The organism is Sporofaciens sp. SGI.106 (assembly GCF_050314255.1).
GTDB lineage: Bacteria > Bacillota > Clostridia > Lachnospirales > Lachnospiraceae > Claveliimonas.
In genome coordinates, this window is sequence record NZ_JBNPMZ010000006.1 from 38533 (window position 1) to 58092 (window position 19560).

Annotated in this window: 15 protein-coding genes; 14 read left to right on the top strand and 1 reads right to left on the bottom strand. The window is 44.4% G+C overall.

The features are described from left to right. The first annotated feature begins 110 nt into the window (after positions 1 to 110). The 9 genes from ACQRCC_RS06300 (at position 111) to ACQRCC_RS06340 (ending at position 12155) form a co-directional block, all read left to right on the top strand. Positions 111 to 2108: a L,D-transpeptidase family protein gene (locus tag ACQRCC_RS06300; protein WP_427849966.1), complete on the top strand. Its 1998-nt coding sequence runs from the start codon at positions 111 to 113 to the stop codon at positions 2106 to 2108. An 18-nt stretch (positions 2109 to 2126) separates the two neighbouring features. Next, on the top strand, positions 2127 to 3260 hold the full coding sequence (gene tgt, locus ACQRCC_RS06305) for a tRNA guanosine(34) transglycosylase Tgt (RefSeq protein WP_427849967.1): 1134 nt from the start codon (positions 2127 to 2129) through the stop codon (positions 3258 to 3260). A gap of 108 nt (positions 3261 to 3368) precedes the next feature. Beyond that, positions 3369 to 3671, top strand: a complete 303-nt coding sequence (yajC, locus tag ACQRCC_RS06310) for a preprotein translocase subunit YajC (protein ID WP_427849968.1) — start codon at positions 3369 to 3371, stop codon at positions 3669 to 3671. Between the two features lie 150 nt (positions 3672 to 3821). Continuing rightward, on the top strand, positions 3822 to 4907 hold the full coding sequence (gene leuB / locus ACQRCC_RS06315; protein ID WP_427849969.1) for a 3-isopropylmalate dehydrogenase: 1086 nt from the start codon (positions 3822 to 3824) through the stop codon (positions 4905 to 4907). Positions 4908 to 4949: 42 nt separating this feature from the next. Further along, entirely contained in the window at positions 4950 to 6620 is a 1671-nt protein-coding gene (ilvD, locus tag ACQRCC_RS06320) for a dihydroxy-acid dehydratase (protein ID WP_427849970.1), read from the top strand. 17 nt (positions 6621 to 6637) lie between these two features. Then, the gene (gene ilvB / locus ACQRCC_RS06325) at positions 6638 to 8323 is read left to right on the top strand and encodes a biosynthetic-type acetolactate synthase large subunit (RefSeq protein ID WP_427849971.1); all 1686 of its coding nucleotides are present in this window, start codon (positions 6638 to 6640) and stop codon (positions 8321 to 8323) included. 23 nt (positions 8324 to 8346) lie between these two features. Next, positions 8347 to 9429 carry a 3-phosphoserine/phosphohydroxythreonine transaminase gene (gene serC, locus ACQRCC_RS06330; protein ID WP_427849972.1) on the top strand — a complete coding sequence of 361 codons (1083 nt, stop codon included), beginning with the start codon at positions 8347 to 8349 and terminating at the stop codon, positions 9427 to 9429. Between the two features lie 2 nt (positions 9430 to 9431). After that, complete coding sequence (locus tag ACQRCC_RS06335; protein WP_427849973.1) at positions 9432 to 10595, top strand: phosphoglycerate dehydrogenase; 1164 nt, start codon at positions 9432 to 9434, stop codon at positions 10593 to 10595. A 204-nt stretch (positions 10596 to 10799) separates the two neighbouring features. Further along, positions 10800 to 12155 carry a polysaccharide deacetylase family protein gene (locus tag ACQRCC_RS06340; RefSeq protein WP_427849974.1) on the top strand — a complete coding sequence of 452 codons (1356 nt, stop codon included), beginning with the start codon at positions 10800 to 10802 and terminating at the stop codon, positions 12153 to 12155. Between the two features lie 56 nt (positions 12156 to 12211). On the opposite strand, the gene ACQRCC_RS06345 is transcribed toward ACQRCC_RS06340, so the two are convergent. Beyond that, entirely contained in the window at positions 12212 to 13381 is a 1170-nt protein-coding gene (locus ACQRCC_RS06345) for a ribose-phosphate pyrophosphokinase (protein ID WP_427849975.1), read from the bottom strand. 168 nt (positions 13382 to 13549) lie between these two features. Between ACQRCC_RS06345 and ACQRCC_RS06350 the strand changes: the two genes are divergently transcribed. From ACQRCC_RS06350 to spoIVA, 5 genes are all read left to right on the top strand, one after another. After that, the gene (locus ACQRCC_RS06350) at positions 13550 to 14860 is read left to right on the top strand and encodes a DUF512 domain-containing protein (protein WP_427849976.1); all 1311 of its coding nucleotides are present in this window, start codon (positions 13550 to 13552) and stop codon (positions 14858 to 14860) included. Between the two features lie 75 nt (positions 14861 to 14935). Beyond that, positions 14936 to 16264, top strand: a complete 1329-nt coding sequence (gene der, locus ACQRCC_RS06355) for a ribosome biogenesis GTPase Der (protein ID WP_427849977.1) — start codon at positions 14936 to 14938, stop codon at positions 16262 to 16264. A gap of 1 nt (position 16265) precedes the next feature. Next, positions 16266 to 16907 (top strand): glycerol-3-phosphate 1-O-acyltransferase PlsY, encoded by a 642-nt coding sequence (gene plsY, locus ACQRCC_RS06360; RefSeq protein ID WP_427849978.1) that lies wholly within the window; start codon positions 16266 to 16268, stop codon positions 16905 to 16907. Positions 16908 to 16932: 25 nt separating this feature from the next. Then, a complete protein-coding gene (locus ACQRCC_RS06365; protein ID WP_427849979.1) occupies positions 16933 to 17946 on the top strand; it encodes an NAD(P)H-dependent glycerol-3-phosphate dehydrogenase in 1014 nt (337 codons plus the stop codon). 115 nt (positions 17947 to 18061) lie between these two features. Next, positions 18062 to 19534: a stage IV sporulation protein A gene (gene spoIVA / locus ACQRCC_RS06370; RefSeq protein ID WP_427849980.1), complete on the top strand. Its 1473-nt coding sequence runs from the start codon at positions 18062 to 18064 to the stop codon at positions 19532 to 19534. Positions 19535 to 19560: the final 26 nt, after the last annotated feature.

The window sequence follows — 19560 nt, forward strand, 5'->3', positions numbered from 1 at the left end:
AAAAACCGATTTTGCACTGTACTTTTCCAAACGTGCGTATTATAATGTGTTGGAATATAATTTTGTCCTGATGACTAGTTGCAGCAGTGTTTAGAGGAGTATGAGAATAAATGAGTGAAAAAAAGACGAGAGTAAATAGCGTCGAACAAGTTTCAGATAATGCAGTAGAAAAGAAACTGCGGGAAGTTAATGAGGATTTACAGGCGAATGAAGGTAATGAGAAAAGGAAAGAAAAAAGAAAAGTTTCAGATTCACAGACTCCAGAAAAAGTTCGCAAAGTTAAGAAAAAGAAAAAAAAGAAAGCACCGGATTCAAAAGAAAATTCTAATGGCAGTGAGTTATCTGACGCTGTCCGTAATCGCAGTGAGTCAGGAGACTCTGTAACAGGAGAGGATGATTTTCAGCGTGGTCTTAAGGAACTGACGGATGCATTGGAAGCACTGGAAATAGAACCTGTTAATGACAGCCAGAATGAATCGGAGCTGGATGAAATCCCTGATTTTGAAGAGAATATAGAAGAAGCTTTAGAAAATGTTATAGAAGATTCGGAAGACGATTTTGCAGATGAAGATGACTTTTCAGACCTGAGAGAAAGCGAAGATGAGTTTGAGGAAGAGATTGACGGAGAAATTGGTGAAGAAATCAATGAAGAAATCGACGATGACAGGATGAATGCGATGGAGGAGCTGGATGAAAATCCGGATCTGAAGAAGCATCGCAGGAGAAAGAAGGTAAGAAAAGGACTTCTGATTTTTGCAGGATTGTTTATCCTTGTATATGCAGGTGTTGCAGTGTACTTTATGAGTCATTTTTTACCTTTTACAACGATTAATGGTAATGATTTTTCGGGGAAAAATGAGTCACAGGTTCAGCGTTTTATGCAGGATCAGGTAGATAATTACACGCTTACGCTGAAGGAATCTGATGGTGGCACGGAAGTCATTGATGGTACAGATATCTCCCTGGAGTACGTGAAGGATGACAGCGTTGAGAAGTTGTTAAAAAGTCAGAATGCGTTTTTCTGGATTCAGTCATTGTGGGAACATCCTGAGATAACTGCCTCGGTGGGAGTAAAATACGATAAAGATAAACTGGATAAAGTGATTGAGAATCTGGTGTGTATGAAACCGGAGGAGCAGGTGGAATCTGTAGCAGCACATCCGGAATTCCAGAATACAGAATTTGTGATTGTGGAAGAGGTTGTCGGAACACAGATAGATACGGAGAAGTTTCATACTGAAGTACACAATGCGATTGAAGGTTTTCTTCCGGAGCTTGATCTGAAAGAAGCCGGATGCTATATCCTGCCTAAGTATGTCAAGGATTCTCCGGAGGTCGCAGCAGCCAGAGATGCCATGAATCAGTACCTCCGGGCAAATATTACCTATGATTTTAACCCGTTTACAGAAGTAGTGGATGCTTCCGTTATTTCTCAGTGGGTTACAGTGGATGCTGAGATGAATGTAACATTTAATCAGGATTCTGTTCGAGGATATATTGCAGCACTGGCAGAAAAATATGATACTTATGGAAAACCGCGTTCTTTTGTGACCGGATATGGTAATACGGTAGAAGTAACAGGTGGAAATTTCGGTTGGCGGATTGATCAGGAGGCAGAGTATGCAGCCCTGACTGCTAATATTCAGAATGGGGAAACGGTCACGAGAGAGGCCAATTATGCAAATCGAGGCCTGTCACATGACGTGAATGATTTTGGAAATACATACGTAGAGGTGGATCTGACAAATCAGCATATGTTTTTCTTCCAGAATGGTCAGTGTATTCTGCAGTCGGATATCGTTACCGGTAATCCGAATGAGGGGAATGCAACCCCACAGGGAACATATACACTGGCATATAAGCAGAAGGATGCTGTACTTCGTGGTCCAAAACAGCCGGATGGAACTTATAAGTGGGAATCTCCTGTATCGTACTGGATGCCATTCAATGGAGGAATCGGGCTTCATGATGCACCATGGAGATCTTCCTTTGGCGGAAGTATATATGTGGGTGGAGGATCTCACGGATGTGTGAATCTGCCGCCTGATGTTGCAGCGCAGCTTTACGGGTATGTGGATACCGGAACACCGGTCATCTGTCATTATTAAGCAGAGAGGATAGCGCATATGTATGAAATAGTGAAAAAAGATGGTCTTGCCAAGCGGGGAAGACTGCACACAGTACATGGGGTCATTGAGACCCCTGTATTTATGAATGTGGGAACAGCAGCAGCGATAAAAGGTGCCGTTTCTACAGAGGATTTACAGCAGATCGGAACCCAGGTTCAGCTTTCAAATACCTATCACCTTCATGTGAGACCGGGAGATGAAGTGGTTAAGAAGCTGGGGGGCCTTCATAAATTTATGGTTTGGGATAAGCCAATCCTTACAGATTCGGGAGGGTTTCAGGTATTTTCTCTGGCCGGTCTTCGCCGTATTAAGGAAGAAGGTGTATATTTTCATTCCCACGTTGATGGTAGAAAGATATTCATGGGACCTGAGGAGAGTATGCAGATCCAGTCTAATCTGGCATCGACGATTGCCATGGCATTTGATGAGTGTCCTTCCAGTGTAGCGGAAAGAAAGTATATCGAACATTCTGTAGACCGCACGACCAGATGGCTTGCAAGGTGCAAAAAGGAGATGGAGCGTCTGAATTCCCTGCCGGATACCATTAATAATAAGCAGTTGTTATTTGGAATTAATCAGGGGGCTATTTTTGAAGATATCCGTATCCGGCATGCAAAGGAAATTGCGCAGATGAATCTGGACGGATATGCTATAGGGGGACTGGCTGTGGGAGAATCCCATGAGGATATGTACCGGATACTGGATGCAGTGGTTCCTCATCTTCCGGAAAACAAGCCAACATATCTGATGGGAGTAGGGACACCTGCGAATATTCTGGAAGCCGTCGACCGGGGGGTGGATTTCTTTGATTGTGTCTACCCAAGCAGAAATGGTCGACATGGACATGTATATACCAAACATGGGAAATTAAATTTGTTTAATGCAAAATATGAGCTGGATGACCGTCCGATCGAAGAGGGATGCCAGTGCCCGGCGTGCCGTACTTATTCCAGAGCTTACATCAGACATCTTCTGAAGGCAAAGGAAATGCTGGGTATGCGTCTCTGTGTGCTTCACAATCTGTATTTCTATAATCATATGATGGAAGAAATACGGGAGGCGATTGAGGCAGGATGTTACCGGCAATATAAGAAAAAAACACTGGAAGGTTTTCAGAATAAAGAAAATTAAGTATGAAAATTATATGAATTTGCTATTTTCATTGAAAAAAGGCTTGATGAACTTTTCTTTATTGTGTATGATAGCAATAGTGTTTAAAAGAGAGTAGGAGGAAAAAACATGTATACATTAGCAGCAGCGAATGCAATGGTCAGCACAATTGGAATGATCTTAGTATATGTAGTGATCTTTGGAGGATTCTGGTTCCTTCTGATGAGACCACAGAAGAAAGAGCAGAAAAGAATTGCACAGATGATTGCAGAGATGGAAGTGGGAGATACAGTTCTTACTACCAGTGGATTCTACGGAGTGGTAATTGACATTACAGATGATGATGTAATTGTAGAATTCGGAAGCAATAAGAACTGTCGTATTCCAATGCAGAAGGCAGCAATCGCTCAGGTTGAGAAGACCGGAGAATAGTCAAAAAAATGAAAAAATGAGCAGAGTGTCCCTGATTTAAAACAGAGGGCACTCTAATTTTTTGCACTTTTGTAAGCTAAAGGGTTGAAACGAATCGAAAAATGCGATATTATAGGGAATAATTAAAGTCGAGGAGAAAGGAAGAGGGACATGAACCTGAATATTGGAGTGATTAAAGGGGACGGTATTGGTCCGGAGATTGTCACAGAGGCTATGAAAGTCCTGAATAAGACAGGGGAAATATACGGTCATACATTTACATATGAGCAGCTTTTAATGGGAGGCGCTTCCATTGATGTGCATGGCGTACCGCTTACTGATGAGACGATTGAGAAGGCAAAAGCGTGTGAAGCTGTTTTAATGGGGTCTATCGGGGGAGACGCGAAGACATCACCATGGTATCAGCTGGAGCCGTCAAAAAGACCGGAAGCCGGACTTCTGAAGATCAGAAAGGCGCTGAATCTTTTCGCAAATTTAAGACCTGCGCTTCTGTACGATGAACTGAAGGGAGCCTGTCCGCTGAAAGAAGAGATTACAGAAGGCGGATTCGACATGATGATTATGCGTGAACTGACCGGAGGACTTTATTTTGGCGAGCGGAAGACGGTAGAGGAAAATGGAATCCTGACAGCATATGATTCTCTGACATATAATGAAGATGAGATTCGCCGGATTGCAAAGCGTGGTTTTGATATTGCAATGAAGAGAAGAAAGAAAGTAACCAGCGTGGATAAGGCCAATGTGCTGGATTCTTCAAGACTGTGGAGAAAGGTAGTAGAAGAGGTGGCTCTTGAGTATCCGGAAGTGAAACTGGAGCATATGCTGGTAGATAACTGTGCAATGCAGCTTGTAAAGGATCCAAAACAGTTTGACGTGATTCTGACAGAGAATATGTTCGGTGATATTCTTTCTGATGAAGCAAGTATGGTAACCGGATCCATCGGAATGCTGGCAAGTGCGAGCCTTAATGAAACGAAATTTGGTCTTTACGAGCCAAGCGGCGGTTCCGCACCGGATATCGCAGGCAAGGGTATTGCAAATCCGATTGCAACGATTCTGTCAGCAGCGATGATGCTTCGGTTCAGTTTTGATCTTGATAAAGAGGCTGAGGCCATTGAGAATGCAGTTGAGCAGGTATTAAAGGAAGGATATCGGACGATTGATATTATGTCAGAAGGCAAGAAGCAGGTCGGAACAGCCGAGATGGGAGATCTGATCGCAGGACATATTGCCTAAACTTAGTAAAATTAAAACCAATATAAGATGGAGGAAATAAAAATGAGAAGTGATACTGTAACAAAAGGAGCGCAGCAGGCACCCCACCGGTCTTTATTTAATGCACTTGGATATACCAAAGAAGAGCAGGAAAGACCACTGGTTGGTATTGTAAGCTCTTATAATGAAATCGTTCCGGGTCATATGAATCTGGATAAAATTGTAAATGCTGTAAAAATGGGTGTTTCCATGGCTGGTGGAACGCCGATCGTGTTCCCTGCTATTGCAGTGTGCGACGGAATTGCCATGGGACATATCGGAATGAAATATTCTCTGGTTACCAGAGATCTGATTGCTGATTCAACAGAAGCAATGGCGATGGCACATCAGTTTGATGCTCTTGTTATGGTTCCAAACTGTGATAAGAATGTACCGGGACTTTTGATGGCAGCTGCAAGAATCAATGTTCCGACCATTTTCGTCAGTGGAGGACCGATGCTGGCAGGACATGTAAAAGGACAGAAGAGAAGTCTTTCCAGTATGTTTGAGGCAGTTGGCTCTTATGCTGCAGGTACGATGACAGAGGAGGATCTCTGTGAATTTGAAAGTAAGGTATGCCCGACCTGTGGTTCCTGTTCCGGTATGTATACCGCTAACAGCATGAACTGTCTGACAGAGGTTCTGGGTATGGGACTTCCGGGAAATGGAACCATTCCTGCAGTTTACTCTGAGCGTATCCGTCTTGCCAAGCATGCAGGTATGCAGGTAATGGAACTCTGGCGTAAGAATATCCGGCCGAGAGACATCATGACAGAGGAGGCAATCTTAAATGCACTGACAGTAGATATGGCACTGGGATGTTCTACCAACAGTATGCTTCATCTTCCTGCAATCGCACATGAGATCGGCATGGACTTTGAGATTGATTTTGCAAATGGAATCAGCGAGAAGACACCAAATCTTTGCCATCTTGCACCGGCAGGTCCTACTTATATGGAAGATCTTAATGAGGCAGGCGGTGTGTCTGCAGTCATGAATGAGCTGAATAAAAAGAATCTGCTTCATACGGAGTGTATGACCGTAACAGGAAAGACGGTTGGTGAGAATATTGCCGGAGCAGTGAATAAGGATCCGGAAGTTATCCGTCCGATTAATCATCCGTACAGTGAGACTGGCGGACTGGCAGTTCTGAAAGGAAATCTTGCACCGGATGGCAGTGTTGTAAAACGTTCTGCAGTTGTTCCGGAGATGCTGGTTCATGAAGGACCTGCAAGAGTATTTGAATGTGAGGAGGATGCAATTGCTGCAATCAAGGGCGGCAAGATTGTTGCCGGAGATGTGGTAGTCATCCGTTACGAGGGACCAAAGGGCGGTCCGGGTATGCGTGAGATGCTGAATCCTACTTCTGCAATTGCAGGTATGGGACTGGGATCCAGTGTTGCCCTGATCACAGACGGACGTTTCAGCGGGGCTTCCAGAGGAGCTTCCATCGGCCATGTTTCACCTGAGGCAGCTGTGGGCGGACCAATCGCACTGGTTGAAGAAGGGGATATTATTAAGATTGATATTCCGGGACTTTCACTGGAACTGGATGTACCGGATGAAGTGCTGGCTGAGAGAAAGGCAAAATGGCAGACGAGAGAACCGAAGGTAACTACAGGATATCTGGCAAGATACGCATCTATGGTAACCTCCGGAAATCGGGGAGCTGTATTAGAAATACCAAAGAAATAGAATGAGAGGTTAGATTCATGCAGTTAACAGGAGCGCAGATCGTAATTGAATGCCTGAAGGAGCAGGGGGTAGACACCGTGTTCGGATATCCGGGCGGAGCGATTTTGAATGTATATGATGAGCTTTATAAGCATAGTGATGAGATTAGACATATCCTCACATCCCATGAACAGGGAGCGTCTCATGCGGCTGACGGATATGCACGTGCAACGGGCAAGGTAGGCGTGTGTCTGGCTACCAGCGGTCCGGGAGCAACGAATCTGGTTACCGGTATTGCAACGGCTTATATGGATTCTATCCCGGTGGTTGCAATCACCTGTAACGTAGGAGTGTCTCTTCTTGGCAAAGACAGTTTCCAGGAGATCGACATTGCCGGAATTACCATGCCGATTACGAAACATAATTATATTGTAAAAGACGTGAAGGATCTGGCAGATACGATTCGCAAAGCATTTGTGATTGCGAAGAAAGGAAGACCGGGACCGGTCCTGATTGATATTCCAAAGGATGTTACGGCAAATAAGACAGAGTATAGACCGGTTACGATTGAGCCGGTACTCCCTTCTGAGGATATCTGTGAGGAAGATCTGGAGCATGCAGTAAAGATGATCCAGAAATCCAAGAAGCCTTACATTTTCGTGGGCGGCGGTGCAGTTCTTGCAGGAGCAAGTGAAGAATTATATGAGTTTGCGAAAAAGGTAGATGCACCGGTAACGGATTCTCTGATGGGTAAGGGAGCATTCCCGGGAACGGATGAACTGTACACCGGAATGCTTGGTATGCACGGAACAAAGGCTTCCAATTATGGAGTAAGTGAGTGTGACCTTCTGATCGTGGCAGGAGCCAGATTCAGTGACCGTGTTACGGGAAATGCGAAGAAATTTGCAAGCCGTGCCAAGATATTACAGTTAGATGTCGATGTGGCAGAGATGAATAAAAATGTTCTGATCACAGAAGGTGTGATCGGAGATCTGAAAGTTGTTCTCAGAAAGCTGAATGAAAGGCTGGAACAGCAGAGTCATCCGGAGTGGAAAGAAAAGATCAGGGAATATAGAAGCAGATTCCCGCTTTCCTACAATCCGGAAGGGCTGACAGGACCATTTGTGGTGGAGGAAATTTACCGTCAGACGAATGGAGACGCTGTCATTGTTACAGAGGTAGGCCAGCATCAGATGTGGGCAGCTCAGTATTACAAATATACGAAACCGAGAACATTCTTAACTTCCGGTGGTCTTGGAACCATGGGCTATGGTCTTGGAGCAGCCCTTGGAGCAAAGACAGGTATGCCGGATAAAACCGTTATTAATGTGGCAGGAGACGGATGTTTCCGTATGAATATGAATGAGATTGCCACAGCAGTGCGTCACAATATTCCGATTATCCAGGTGGTGATCAATAACCATGTTCTGGGAATGGTCCGCCAGTGGCAGAACCTGTTCTATGGCCAGCGTTATTCCGCAACCGTATTGAATGACGCGGTGGATTTTGTGAAGCTTGCAGAGGCGATGGGAGCAACCGGGCTTCGTGCTGCAACAAAAGAAGAGTTCACGGAAGCACTGAAACAGGCACTGGAACTTGGCAAACCGGTTGTAATTGATTGTCAGATTGATTCTGATGATAAAGTATGGCCGATGGTAGCTCCGGGAGCTGCTATCAGCGAAGCGTTTGACGAAAAAGATATGAAAGAAAAGACAGTACAATAATAAAAAGACATGGAGGAATTAAAATGAGCAGAGTGTACAATTTTTCAGCTGGACCGGCAGTTTTACCGGAGGAAGTTCTTAAAGAGGCAGCGGCAGAGATGCTGGATTACAACGGAACTGGAATGTCCGTAATGGAAATGAGTCACCGCTCGAAGGCATTTGAGGAAATTATTGAAGCCGCAGAAGCAGATATTCGTGATCTTATGAATATTCCGGATAATTACAAGGTATTATTCCTGCAGGGCGGCGCATCCCAGCAGTTTGCGATGATTCCTATGAATCTGATGAAAAACGGGGTTGCAGATTTTATCGTTACCGGACAGTGGGCAAAGAAGGCATATCAGGAAGCACAGAAATACGGAAAGGCAAATAAGATTGCATCTTCCGAGGATAAGACATTTTCCTATATTCCGGACTGTTCGGATCTTCCGATTTCCGAAGATGCAGATTATGTATACATCTGTGAAAATAATACCATTTACGGTACAAAATATAAAGAGCTGCCAAATACCAAGGGCAAGACTCTGGTTGCAGATGTATCCTCCTGTTTCCTCTCCGAACCGGTGGATGTTACAAAGTATGGCGTGATCTACGGTGGTGTTCAGAAGAATGTGGGTCCTGCAGGTGTTGTTATCGTTATCATCAGAGAAGACCTGATCCGTGAAGATGTACTTCCGGGAACACCGACCATGCTGCAGTATAAGACCCATGCAGATGCAAAATCTCTTTATAATACACCGCCGTGCTATGGTATCTATATTTGCGGTAAAGTATTTAAATGGCTGAAAAAGCAGGGTGGTCTGGAAGTAATGAAGGAACGCAATGAGAAAAAAGCAAAGCTTCTGTATGATTTTCTGGATCAGAGCAAAATGTTCCACGGAACAGTAGAGCCCAAAGACCGTTCTCTGATGAATGTTCCTTTTGTAACGGGAGATCCGGATCTGGATGCCAAATTCATTAAAGAGTCCAAAGCGGCAGGATTCGAGAACCTGAAGGGACACCGTACAGTGGGCGGTATGCGTGCAAGTATTTACAATGCAATGCCATATGAAGGCGTAGAGGCACTTGTAGCATTTATGAAGAAGTTTGAAGAGGAGAATATGTAATCATGTATAAATATCATTGCTTAAACCCGATTGCGGAAGTAGGACTTTCAAGAATGACTGAAGATTATGTGCCGGTAAGTGACTCAGAAGCTGCAGATGCGATTCTGGTGAGAAGTGCCGTGATGCATGATATGGAATTTGGACCGAACCTGAAGGCCATTGCCAGAGCAGGTGCGGGAGTAAACAATATTCCGCTGGACAAATGTGCTGAGCAGGGAATCGTTGTATTTAATACACCGGGAGCTAACGCAAATGGTGTGAAAGAACTGGTGATTGCGGGAATGCTGCTTGCATCCCGTGATATTATCGGTGGTATTAACTGGGTACAGGAAAATGAGGAAGACGGCAACATTGCAAAAGATGCAGAAAAAGCAAAAAAGGCCTTTGCAGGATGCGAACTGGAAGGCAAGAAGCTTGGTGTTATCGGCCTTGGAGCTATCGGTGTACTGGTTGCAAATGCAGCAGTTCATCTTGGAATGGAAGTATATGGCTATGATCCGTATGTATCTGTTGAATCTGCATGGAAGCTGTCAAGAAATATCTATCATGCGAAAACAGTAGATGAAATTTATAAGGAATGTGATTATATCACAGTTCATGTACCGGCTATGGATAGTACAAAGGGAATGATCGACGGAGATGCCATCGGTCTGATGAAGGATGGAGTAGTTGTCCTGAATTTCTCAAGAAATGTGCTGGTAGACGAAGAGGCTATGGTGGATGCACTTGTGTCCGGAAAGGTAAAACACTATGTGACAGACTTCCCGACTCCGGAAATTGCCGGTGTAAAGGGGGCGATTGTAATTCCGCATCTTGGAGCTTCTACAGCTGAATCAGAAGATAACTGTGCAAAGATGGCGGTTCGGGAAATGATGGATTATCTGGAATATGGTAATATTAAAAATTCCGTTAATTATCCGAATTGCGATATGGGTAAGCCGGGTGAGAATAAGAGGATCGTTCTTCTTCATCACAATATCCCGAACATGATTGGTCAGTTTACGAAGGTTCTTGCAAAGGATAATATGAATATTGCGGACATGGCTAATAAAAGTAAGGGAGAGTTCGCATACACGATGATTGACATCGATTCAGATATTCCGGATACAGTAGCGGAAGATCTGAGGGCGATTGAAGGAGTTCTCAGGGTAAGAGTTCTGAACTAAACAGTTTTCCTGAATAGATGAATAGGAAGATAAAAACTGCGGATATTCGAAAAAAGTCGAATATTCGCAGTTTTTGTTACAAAAGATTTACACTACTGTTACACTTTCTATGTTATATTGAATTAGGAGAACATTTGTGTTATTCTAAACTAAATATATAGTGACTGTTTGATTAGGGAATAGATATAGGGAGTTTTGCGAAAGATGGAAGAAAAAAGAACTGTAGAGAGAAAAAGCCAGTCCCGTCCTTCCGGTTCGACCAGAAGTGGCGTTAGAAAAGACGGGACAAGGACATCACATGGAGGAAGGCGTTCCAGAAAGTCTCTGGCCCGTGCGAAGAGAGTCAGAAAGTTGCGGATCATGGTGGGTATGGCAGCAATGTTTGTTGTTTTGATCCTTTCTGTTATTACGGTATCTGCTATTGGTAAAAGCCGCCACGTGGAGATTAATCTGAAAGCAGATAACCTTTCCATGATTCAGGAAGAAGCTGTTCCGGAGCTGAGTGTAACAGTAGATTGTGAAGAAGGAAAAGAAGATATGCGGCTTTCACGAAAACCGGAATACAGGGTGTCGGACCTGATTGGAGAACTGAATTCCGGAGAGGGATATACAATCAGCTGTGACAGCGACGGAGTAACAGAAGGAACATATCCTATTGAATTAAAATTGTCAGATGAGCTTAAGAAAAAGATTGCGGATCAGTGGAATGACCGTGTGACCATACAGCTGACCGGAGGAGAACTGGAAGTAAAGAATAAGACCGGTGAATGGGACGGTGATAAGTTCAAACGATGGGACGGTTCATATGTGACCTCTGATTTCGTAGATTATAAGGGCGCTACATATTATTTTGATGAAAATGGTGTTAAAGTGACTGGTGAGAAGAAGGCCGGCTTCTATAAATGTGTGTTTGACGAGGATGGAAAACTGGTATCCAAGGAAAGTGTTGTAAATCCGGATCTTCCGATGATGGCCCTGACCTTTGATGATGGCCCGGGCGAACGAACGGCTGAGCTTCTTGCCGTACTGGAACAGTATGATGCTCATGCAACATTCTTCATGCAGGGAATTAATATTCCGGGTAATGAGGAGATTGTGAAAAAGATGGAAGAGATTGGCTGTGAACTGGGAAATCATTCCTATGATCATCCTCAGCTCAGTACATTGGATCCGGCGGGTATCCAGAAGCAGCTCGGAGATACCGACAGTCTGATAGAGGCGGCTTGCGGAAAGAGATCAACCGTGCTTCGTCCGCCTTATGGTGATATCAATGATACAGTGAAAGCAAGCGTTGGAATGCCGATGATCCTCTGGAATATCGATACGCTTGACTGGAAGACCAGAGATACACAGGCGACGATTGACTGTGTACTTAACACAGCAGATGATGGGGATATTATACTGATGCATGACATCCACAGTGCATCTGTTGATGCTGCAATACAGCTGATTCCGAAGTTGATTGAAAATGGTTATCAGCTTGTGACGGTCAGTGAGATGGCTGAGGCAAGAGGAATTACCATGGAAAATGGTGTGGCTTATACCGATTTCAATAAATAAAAGTGATACAGAAAACCCCTCCCGAACCCGGGAGGGGTTTTTATTGGAATAAAACATTATTTCCGATGCTTTGCCAGAAGTGCATGAATTTTATCCGTTGGATTCAATACTGCACTGATGGTCAGGTCATGATTCAGAGAATCAATAATTAATGCGATGAATTTACTCATATCTGCTACCTGGAAGTATGGCTTTTCCATGGCTTCCGGCGGAAGATAGGTTAGATTGGTGGTAATAACACGGTTGATATATCCTTTTTCATAGTAATCATCAAAAGCCTCAAATCCATTGGTGAAGAGGCCAAAGGTGGTACAGACGAATACCCGTCCTGCTCCGCGTTCTTTGACCTGTCGTGCAACGTCCAGCATACTGTCACCGGAAGAAATCATGTCGTCCATGATGATGACATCTTTACCGGTAAGATCTGTCCCCAGAAATTCGTGAGCGACGATCGGATTGCGTCCGTCTATAACAGTAGAATAATCACGGCGTTTATAGAACATACCCATGTCCACTCCAAGAACATTGGAAAAATAAACAGCGCGGTGCATAGCGCCCTCGTCGGGGCTGATGATCATGAGATGATCCTTGTCTACGATCAGATCCGGCTCTGCCTTGAAGAGTGCTTTTATGAACTGATAAGCCGGATTAAAATTATCAAAACCAAGAAGTGGAATGGCATTCTGCACCCGCGGATCATGGGCATCAAAGGTGAGAATGTTGTCTACGCCCATATCGACAAGCTCTTCCAGTGCAAGTGCACAGTCAAGAGATTCGCGTTTGGTACGTTTGTGCTGACGGCCTTCATAGAGAAATGGCATCATGACATTAATGCGATGTGCCTTTCCGTTTGCGGCAGAAATAATACGCTTCAGATCCTGGTAATGATCATCCGGTGACATATGGTTGATGTGACCGTTTACAGAATAAGTCAGACTGTAATTGCATACATCTACCATTATAAATAAATCTTTTCCGCGGATTGACTCACCAATCATACCTTTTGCCTCACCGCTTCCAAAGCGGGGGCAGGGGCAGTCAATCAGGTAATTATCAAGCTGATAAGAACAGAAGAGTGGGGAATCAATGGACTCTTTGGTCACATCTTTACGAAATCCTACAATATAATCATTTACTTTTTTTCCTAAATCCTTGCATCCTTCCAATGCGGCAATTTTCAGCGGAGCAACGGGAAGATCCCTCTCCAGTAATTTAATGTTTGGCATAAGTATCTCCTAAAGTTTATTTTTATCCTTATAGTCTATATTATTTATATCACTTTCTATACAAAAAGGTCAACTAAAATGAAAGGAATATGTTATACTATACGGGAAGGACAGGTAAGAATGTTCTTTAGATAAAAAAGACGAATATCGACAGATAGGAGTATATACATGAAACATGAACATCGAATAAAAGAAATTGAGGCGGGAAGTATTGCAGATGAGCTGGGACTTGAGCCGGGTGACAGGCTGCTTGCCATTAATGATAATGAGATTGAGGATGTCTTTGACTATCACTACTATGTAAATGATGAAGAACTCGTGCTTCTGGTGGAAAAGCCGGATGGAGAACAGTGGGAGCTGGAGATTGAGAAGGATTATGAAGAGGACCTGGGAATCGTATTTGAGCAGGGATTGATGGATGAATACAGAAGCTGCCGCAATAAGTGCATGTTCTGTTTTATTGATCAGATGCCGAAAGGAATGCGGGATACACTCTATTTTAAAGATGATGACTCAAGACTTTCCTTTTTACAGGGGAATTATATAACCTTAACAAATATGAGTGACCATGATATTGAAAGGATTGTCCGTTATCATCTGGAGCCAATTAATATTTCATTTCATACGACCAATCCGGAACTTCGCTGCCGCATGCTTCACAACCGCTTTGCGGGGGATGCACTTAGGAAAGTGAAGACTCTCTATGAGGGAAGGATACAGATGAATGGTCAGATCGTTCTCTGCAAGGGAATTAACGACGGAGAAGAACTGGAGCGCAGTATCAGAGATATGGCAGAGTATCTTCCTTATCTCCAGAGTGTTTCTGTAGTTCCGGTTGGACTTACGAAATACAGGGAAGGTCTGGAGCCTCTTGAATCATTTACCAGGGAGGATGCCAGACAAGTGCTGGACATTATTCACCGCTGGCAGAAAAAGCTTTATGAAAAATGGGGGCTTCATTTTATTCATGCCGGAGATGAATGGTATATTCTGGCAGAAGAAGAGGTTCCGGAGGAGGAGCGTTATGACGGATACCTGCAGCTGGAAAATGGTGTGGGAATGCTGCGGCTTCTGGAAAATGAATTTGAGGAAGCGTATGCTCTCCTGCAGGGAGATAATATGGCGAGAAGTGTATCGGTGGCTACAGGACTTCTTGCAGCTCCTTATATTCAGAAATTTGCAGACCGGCTTAAGGAGAAATATCCGAATACCGATATCAAAGTCTGGCCGATCAAAAATGAGTTTTTTGGTGAGAAGATCACAGTATCCGGTCTGATTACCGGACAGGATCTGGTAAAACAGTTAAAGGGACAGGATCTGGGAGAACGACTATTACTTCCATGTAATATGTTCCGAAGTCAGGAAGAGGTATTTCTGGATGACATGACTCTGTCTGAACTGAAAGATACTTTACAAGTAGAGGCAGATATTGTAAAATCAAGCGGACAAGATTTTATTGATGCGGTGCTTGGAGCATAGAGCAGAAGAGGAATCGAATAAATCTTGTCAAAAAAATAGAGAAACAGATAGAAATACAGATAGAGGAGGTTTATCATGAGTAAACCAGTGGTGGCCATTGTTGGAAGGCCAAATGTAGGAAAGTCAACCCTGTTCAATGTACTTGCGGGAGAGATGATTTCCATCGTTAAAGATACACCGGGAGTGACCAGAGACCGGATTTATGCGGAGGTTAACTGGCTGGATAAGGATTTTACTCTGATTGATACCGGAGGAATTGAGCCGGAGAGCAAGGATATTATTTTGTCTCAGATGAGAGAGCAGGCACAGATTGCCATTGATACGGCAGATGTGATCATATTTATCACGGATGTGCGTCAGGGGCTTGTTGATTCTGATTCCAAGGTGGCAGATATGCTTCGCCGTTCCGGAAAGCCGGTGATCCTGGTAGTGAATAAGGTGGATAATTTTGATAAGTTCATGCCGGATGTGTATGAATTCTACAATCTGGGAATCGGGGATCCGATTCCGATTTCTGCTGCATCACGCCTGGGACTGGGAGACATGCTGGATGCGGTTACCGCACTCTTCCCGGAGCATGAAGGAGAGGAAGAGGAGGATGAGCGTCCGAGAATTGCAATCGTAGGAAAGCCGAACGTAGGGAAGTCCTCCATTGTAAATAAGCTTCTGGGTGAGCAGAGAGTCATTGTATCGGATATCGCTGGCACGACCAGGGATGCGATTGACACGGAAATCGTGCATAACGGAAAAGAATACGTGTTTATTGATACGGCAGGACTTCGCCGGAAGAACAAGATCAAGGAAGAGATTGAACGTTACAGTATTATTCGAACTGTGACGGCGGTGGAGCGCGCAGATGTGGTTCTGGTAGTAATTGATGCTGCGGAAGGTGTTACGGAGCAGGATGCAAAGATTGCAGGAATTGCCCATGAGAGAGGCAAGGGTGTGATTATTGTTGTTAATAAATGGGATGCCATTGAGAAAAATGACAGAACCATGCGCGAGTATGAAGGAAGAGTGCGTCAGGTTCTTTCTTTCATGCCGTATGCGGAGATCATGTATGTGTCCGCTCTAACGGGACAGAGGCTTCCGAAACTGTTCGATATGATAGATATGGTCATTGAGAATCAGACCCTGCGTGTGGCAACCGGTGTATTGAATGAAATTATGATGGAGGCAGTGGCTATGCAGCAGCCGCCTTCAGATAAGGGTAAGAGACTGAAGCTCTATTATATTACCCAGGTATCGGTAAAACCACCTACATTTGTTATTTTTGTAAATGATAAGGAACTCATGCATTTTTCCTATACCAGATATCTGGAAAATAAGATCCGGGAGGCATTTGGTTTCCGGGGAACTTCGCTGAAGTTCTTTATTCGTGAGCGTAAAGAAAAGGAGAAATAGAATGGAACGATTGATATGTGTGATCATCGGATATGCATTTGGGCTTTTTCAGACGGGATATCTGTATGGCAAGACCCAGAATATTGATATCCGTAAATATGGAAGCGGAAATGCAGGGACAACCAATGCTCTGCGTACTTTGGGGTGGAAAGCAGGGCTTATAACATTCCTGGGGGATGCGTTCAAGTGCATTTTCGCGGTTGTGACCGTTCATCTCATCTTTGGAAAATCTCATCCGGAGATGATACCGGTTCTCGCCATGTATGCGGGTATTGGTGCAGTGCTGGGACATAACTATCCGTTTTATATGAAATTTAAAGGCGGAAAGGGAATTGCCGCTACGGCAGGACTGATTGCCAGTACGGTAAATATCTGGATGGTGCTGATTTGTCTTGTTGTGTTTGTAGGCGTTGTTGCGTTAACCAGATATGTATCTCTGGGCTCCCTTATCGTGGTTCTGGTTTACCTGGCTGAGATTGTGATCTTTGGTCAGATGGGAGGCTTTGGGGTAAGTCAGGGACAATGTTATGAGATTTATGCGCTTGCAGGAGTGCTGGTGGTATCGGCATTTTATAAGCATAAAGAAAATATAAAGCGACTGCTGTCAGGGACAGAGAATAAATTAAGTGTCGCAAAAAAATAAGAGCATTTGAGAGGAGGATGTATGAATGGCAAAAGCAGGTATTATGGGAGCAGGAAGCTGGGGAACTGCACTGGCGCTTCTGCTTCATAAGAATGGCCATGAGGTGACAGTTTGGTCAATCAGTGAGGAAGAGGTGCAGATGCTTTCAAAAGAAAGGGAGCATAAGTCCAAGCTTCCGGGGGTGAAGCTTCCGGAGGACATGGTATTTACCTCTGATATGGAGAAGGCTATTGTGGGAAAGGATTTTGTAGTTATGGCAGTACCGTCTCCATTTACCCGCGGTACGGCAAGAAAGATGAAGCCGTATGTGAAGGAAGGTCAGATTCTGGTGGATGTGGCCAAGGGAATTGAGGAGAGTACACTGATGACGCTGTCACAGCAGATTGAGGAAGAGATTCCGCAGGCAGATGTGGCCGTACTTTCCGGACCGAGCCATGCAGAGGAAGTAGGACGAGAGCTTCCGACGATTGTAGTTGTTGGTGCGAAGACCAAAGAAACTGCAGATTATCTGCAGGAGATGTTTATGAATGAGGTGTTCCGTGTGTATACCAGTCCGGATATTCTGGGAATGGAGCTGGGCGGTTCTCTGAAGAATGTTATTGCACTTGCGGCAGGTATTGCAGACGGTCTTGGATATGGGGATAATACTAAGGCAGCTCTGATTACCAGAGGAATCCAGGAGATTGCAAGGCTTGGAGTCAAAATGGGAGGAGCAATCGAGAGTTTTACCGGTCTTACGGGAATCGGAGACCTGATTGTTACCTGTGCCAGTGTACATAGCCGGAACCGAAAGGCCGGTTATCTGATTGGACAGGGAATGTCCATGCAGGAGGCCATGGACGAGGTAAAGATGGTAGTGGAAGGAGTGTATTCTACAAAGGCGGCAGTGAAGCTGGGTAAGAAATATGGGGTAGACCTTCCGATTATTGAACAGGTGAATGCAGTGCTTTTTGAAGGAAAGAGTGCTTCAGAAGCTGTTAAAGAGCTGATGATGCGTGAGGGCAAGGCAGAGCATACTGCAAAACCATGGGATGAATAAGAGATGAGAAAAAGAGCAGCTTTTCCAGTAAAATGGAGGAGCTGCTCTTTTCACAGGTCTAAAATGGGACATCGCAGCATATACTCTAACAGCATATTGGGAAGGGGCATGGTATATGGAGCGGTATCATTTGTATAAGGATATACAGGCAAGGACAAATGGAGAGATTTACATAGGAGTGGTAGGACCGGTACGTACCGGGAAGTCCACTTTTATCAAACGGTTTATGGATGTGCTGGTTCTGCCGCATATGACGGATGAACATGTATCGGCAAGAACGAGGGATGAGCTTCCCCAGTCGGCATCCGGGAAGACCATTATGACTACGGAACCTAAATTTGTACCCAAGGAAGCTGCTGAAATCCAGATTTCCGATGACGTGTCGGTAAAAGTCCGGCTGATAGACTGTGTGGGGTATATGGTGGACGGAGCTTCCGGACATGTGGAGAATAATCAGGAACGGCAGGTGAAGACGCCCTGGTTTGATTATGAGATTCCATTTACCAAAGCGGCTGCAATCGGGACGAGGAAGGTAATACATGAACATTCCACGATAGGGATTGTGGTAACTACGGATGGAAGTATCGGAGAAATTCCAAGAGAAAATTACAGGGAAGCAGAAGAAAAGACGATCCGCGAGCTGCAAAGCATCGGGAAACCTTTTGTGGTGATTGTGAACTCTAAGAAGCCTTATAGTGAGGAAGCCAAAACAGTTGTGGAGGAACTGGGAAATGCTTATCAGGTTCAGGCGATTGCCGCAAACTGTGAGCAGCTAAAAGAAGAGGATATTCACCGGATTATGGAAGCGGTTTTGTTTGAATTCCCGGTTTCAGAGGTGCAGTTCTTTATTCCAAAGTGGGTTGAAATGCTTCCGAGGGACCACAAAATCAAATCGGATCTTCTCGTACATATCAGGCAGGTCATGGAGAAGATGACGGAGATCCGGGATGCATCCAGGGGTATAGAGAAGCCGGACAGTATGTATATCGAAGATATGCGGGTAGAAAAAATTGAGATGGATACAGGATGTGTCAAAATCCGGATTCAGGTTGCAGAATCTTATTATTATGAGATGCTAAGTGACCTTACCGGAACCAGGATTGAGGGGCAGTATGAACTGATTGCCCAGATGAAGAAAATGGCAGAGCTTCAAAAAGAGTATGAGGGAATTCGGGATGCCTTTACTTCTGTGAAAATGAAAGGGTACGGCGTGGTAAGTCCGCGAAGGGATGAGATCACTTTAGATGAGCCGGAGGTCATCAAACAGGGCAATAAATTCGGCGTGAAGATCCATTCCAAGGCACCTTCCATTCACCTGATACGGGCAAACATTGAGACAGAGATTGCTCCTATCGTAGGAAGTGAACAGCAGGCCAAAGACCTGATCCAGTATATTAAAGAGACAGGAGAAAAAGAAGGAGGAATCTGGGGAACCAGTATTTTCGGTAAGTCTATCGAGGAGCTGGTCATGGACGGAATGAAAAACAAGATGGCTGTTATCAACGAAGAGAGCCAGGTAAAACTGCAGGACACCATGCAGAAGATTGTGAACGACTCCAACGGAGGACTGGTATGCATTATAATTTGAAAATATGTTAGAAAATTAACATAGAT

Coding starts and splice junctions, on each gene's coding strand:
- ACQRCC_RS06335 (WP_427849973.1), top strand. CDS start 9,432: ATGTATAAATATCATTGCTTAAACCCGATTGCGGAAGTAGGACTTTCA.
- serC (WP_427849972.1), top strand. CDS start 8,347: ATGAGCAGAGTGTACAATTTTTCAGCTGGACCGGCAGTTTTACCGGAG.
- ACQRCC_RS06340 (WP_427849974.1), top strand. CDS start 10,800: ATGGAAGAAAAAAGAACTGTAGAGAGAAAAAGCCAGTCCCGTCCTTCC.
- ilvD (WP_427849970.1), top strand. CDS start 4,950: ATGAGAAGTGATACTGTAACAAAAGGAGCGCAGCAGGCACCCCACCGG.
- leuB (WP_427849969.1), top strand. CDS start 3,822: ATGAACCTGAATATTGGAGTGATTAAAGGGGACGGTATTGGTCCGGAG.
- der (WP_427849977.1), top strand. CDS start 14,936: ATGAGTAAACCAGTGGTGGCCATTGTTGGAAGGCCAAATGTAGGAAAG.
- ACQRCC_RS06350 (WP_427849976.1), top strand. CDS start 13,550: ATGAAACATGAACATCGAATAAAAGAAATTGAGGCGGGAAGTATTGCA.
- ACQRCC_RS06345 (WP_427849975.1), bottom strand. CDS start 13,381: ATGCCAAACATTAAATTACTGGAGAGGGATCTTCCCGTTGCTCCGCTG.
- yajC (WP_427849968.1), top strand. CDS start 3,369: ATGTATACATTAGCAGCAGCGAATGCAATGGTCAGCACAATTGGAATG.
- ACQRCC_RS06365 (WP_427849979.1), top strand. CDS start 16,933: ATGGCAAAAGCAGGTATTATGGGAGCAGGAAGCTGGGGAACTGCACTG.
- spoIVA (WP_427849980.1), top strand. CDS start 18,062: ATGGAGCGGTATCATTTGTATAAGGATATACAGGCAAGGACAAATGGA.
- tgt (WP_427849967.1), top strand. CDS start 2,127: ATGTATGAAATAGTGAAAAAAGATGGTCTTGCCAAGCGGGGAAGACTG.
- ACQRCC_RS06300 (WP_427849966.1), top strand. CDS start 111: ATGAGTGAAAAAAAGACGAGAGTAAATAGCGTCGAACAAGTTTCAGAT.
- ilvB (WP_427849971.1), top strand. CDS start 6,638: ATGCAGTTAACAGGAGCGCAGATCGTAATTGAATGCCTGAAGGAGCAG.
- plsY (WP_427849978.1), top strand. CDS start 16,266: ATGGAACGATTGATATGTGTGATCATCGGATATGCATTTGGGCTTTTT.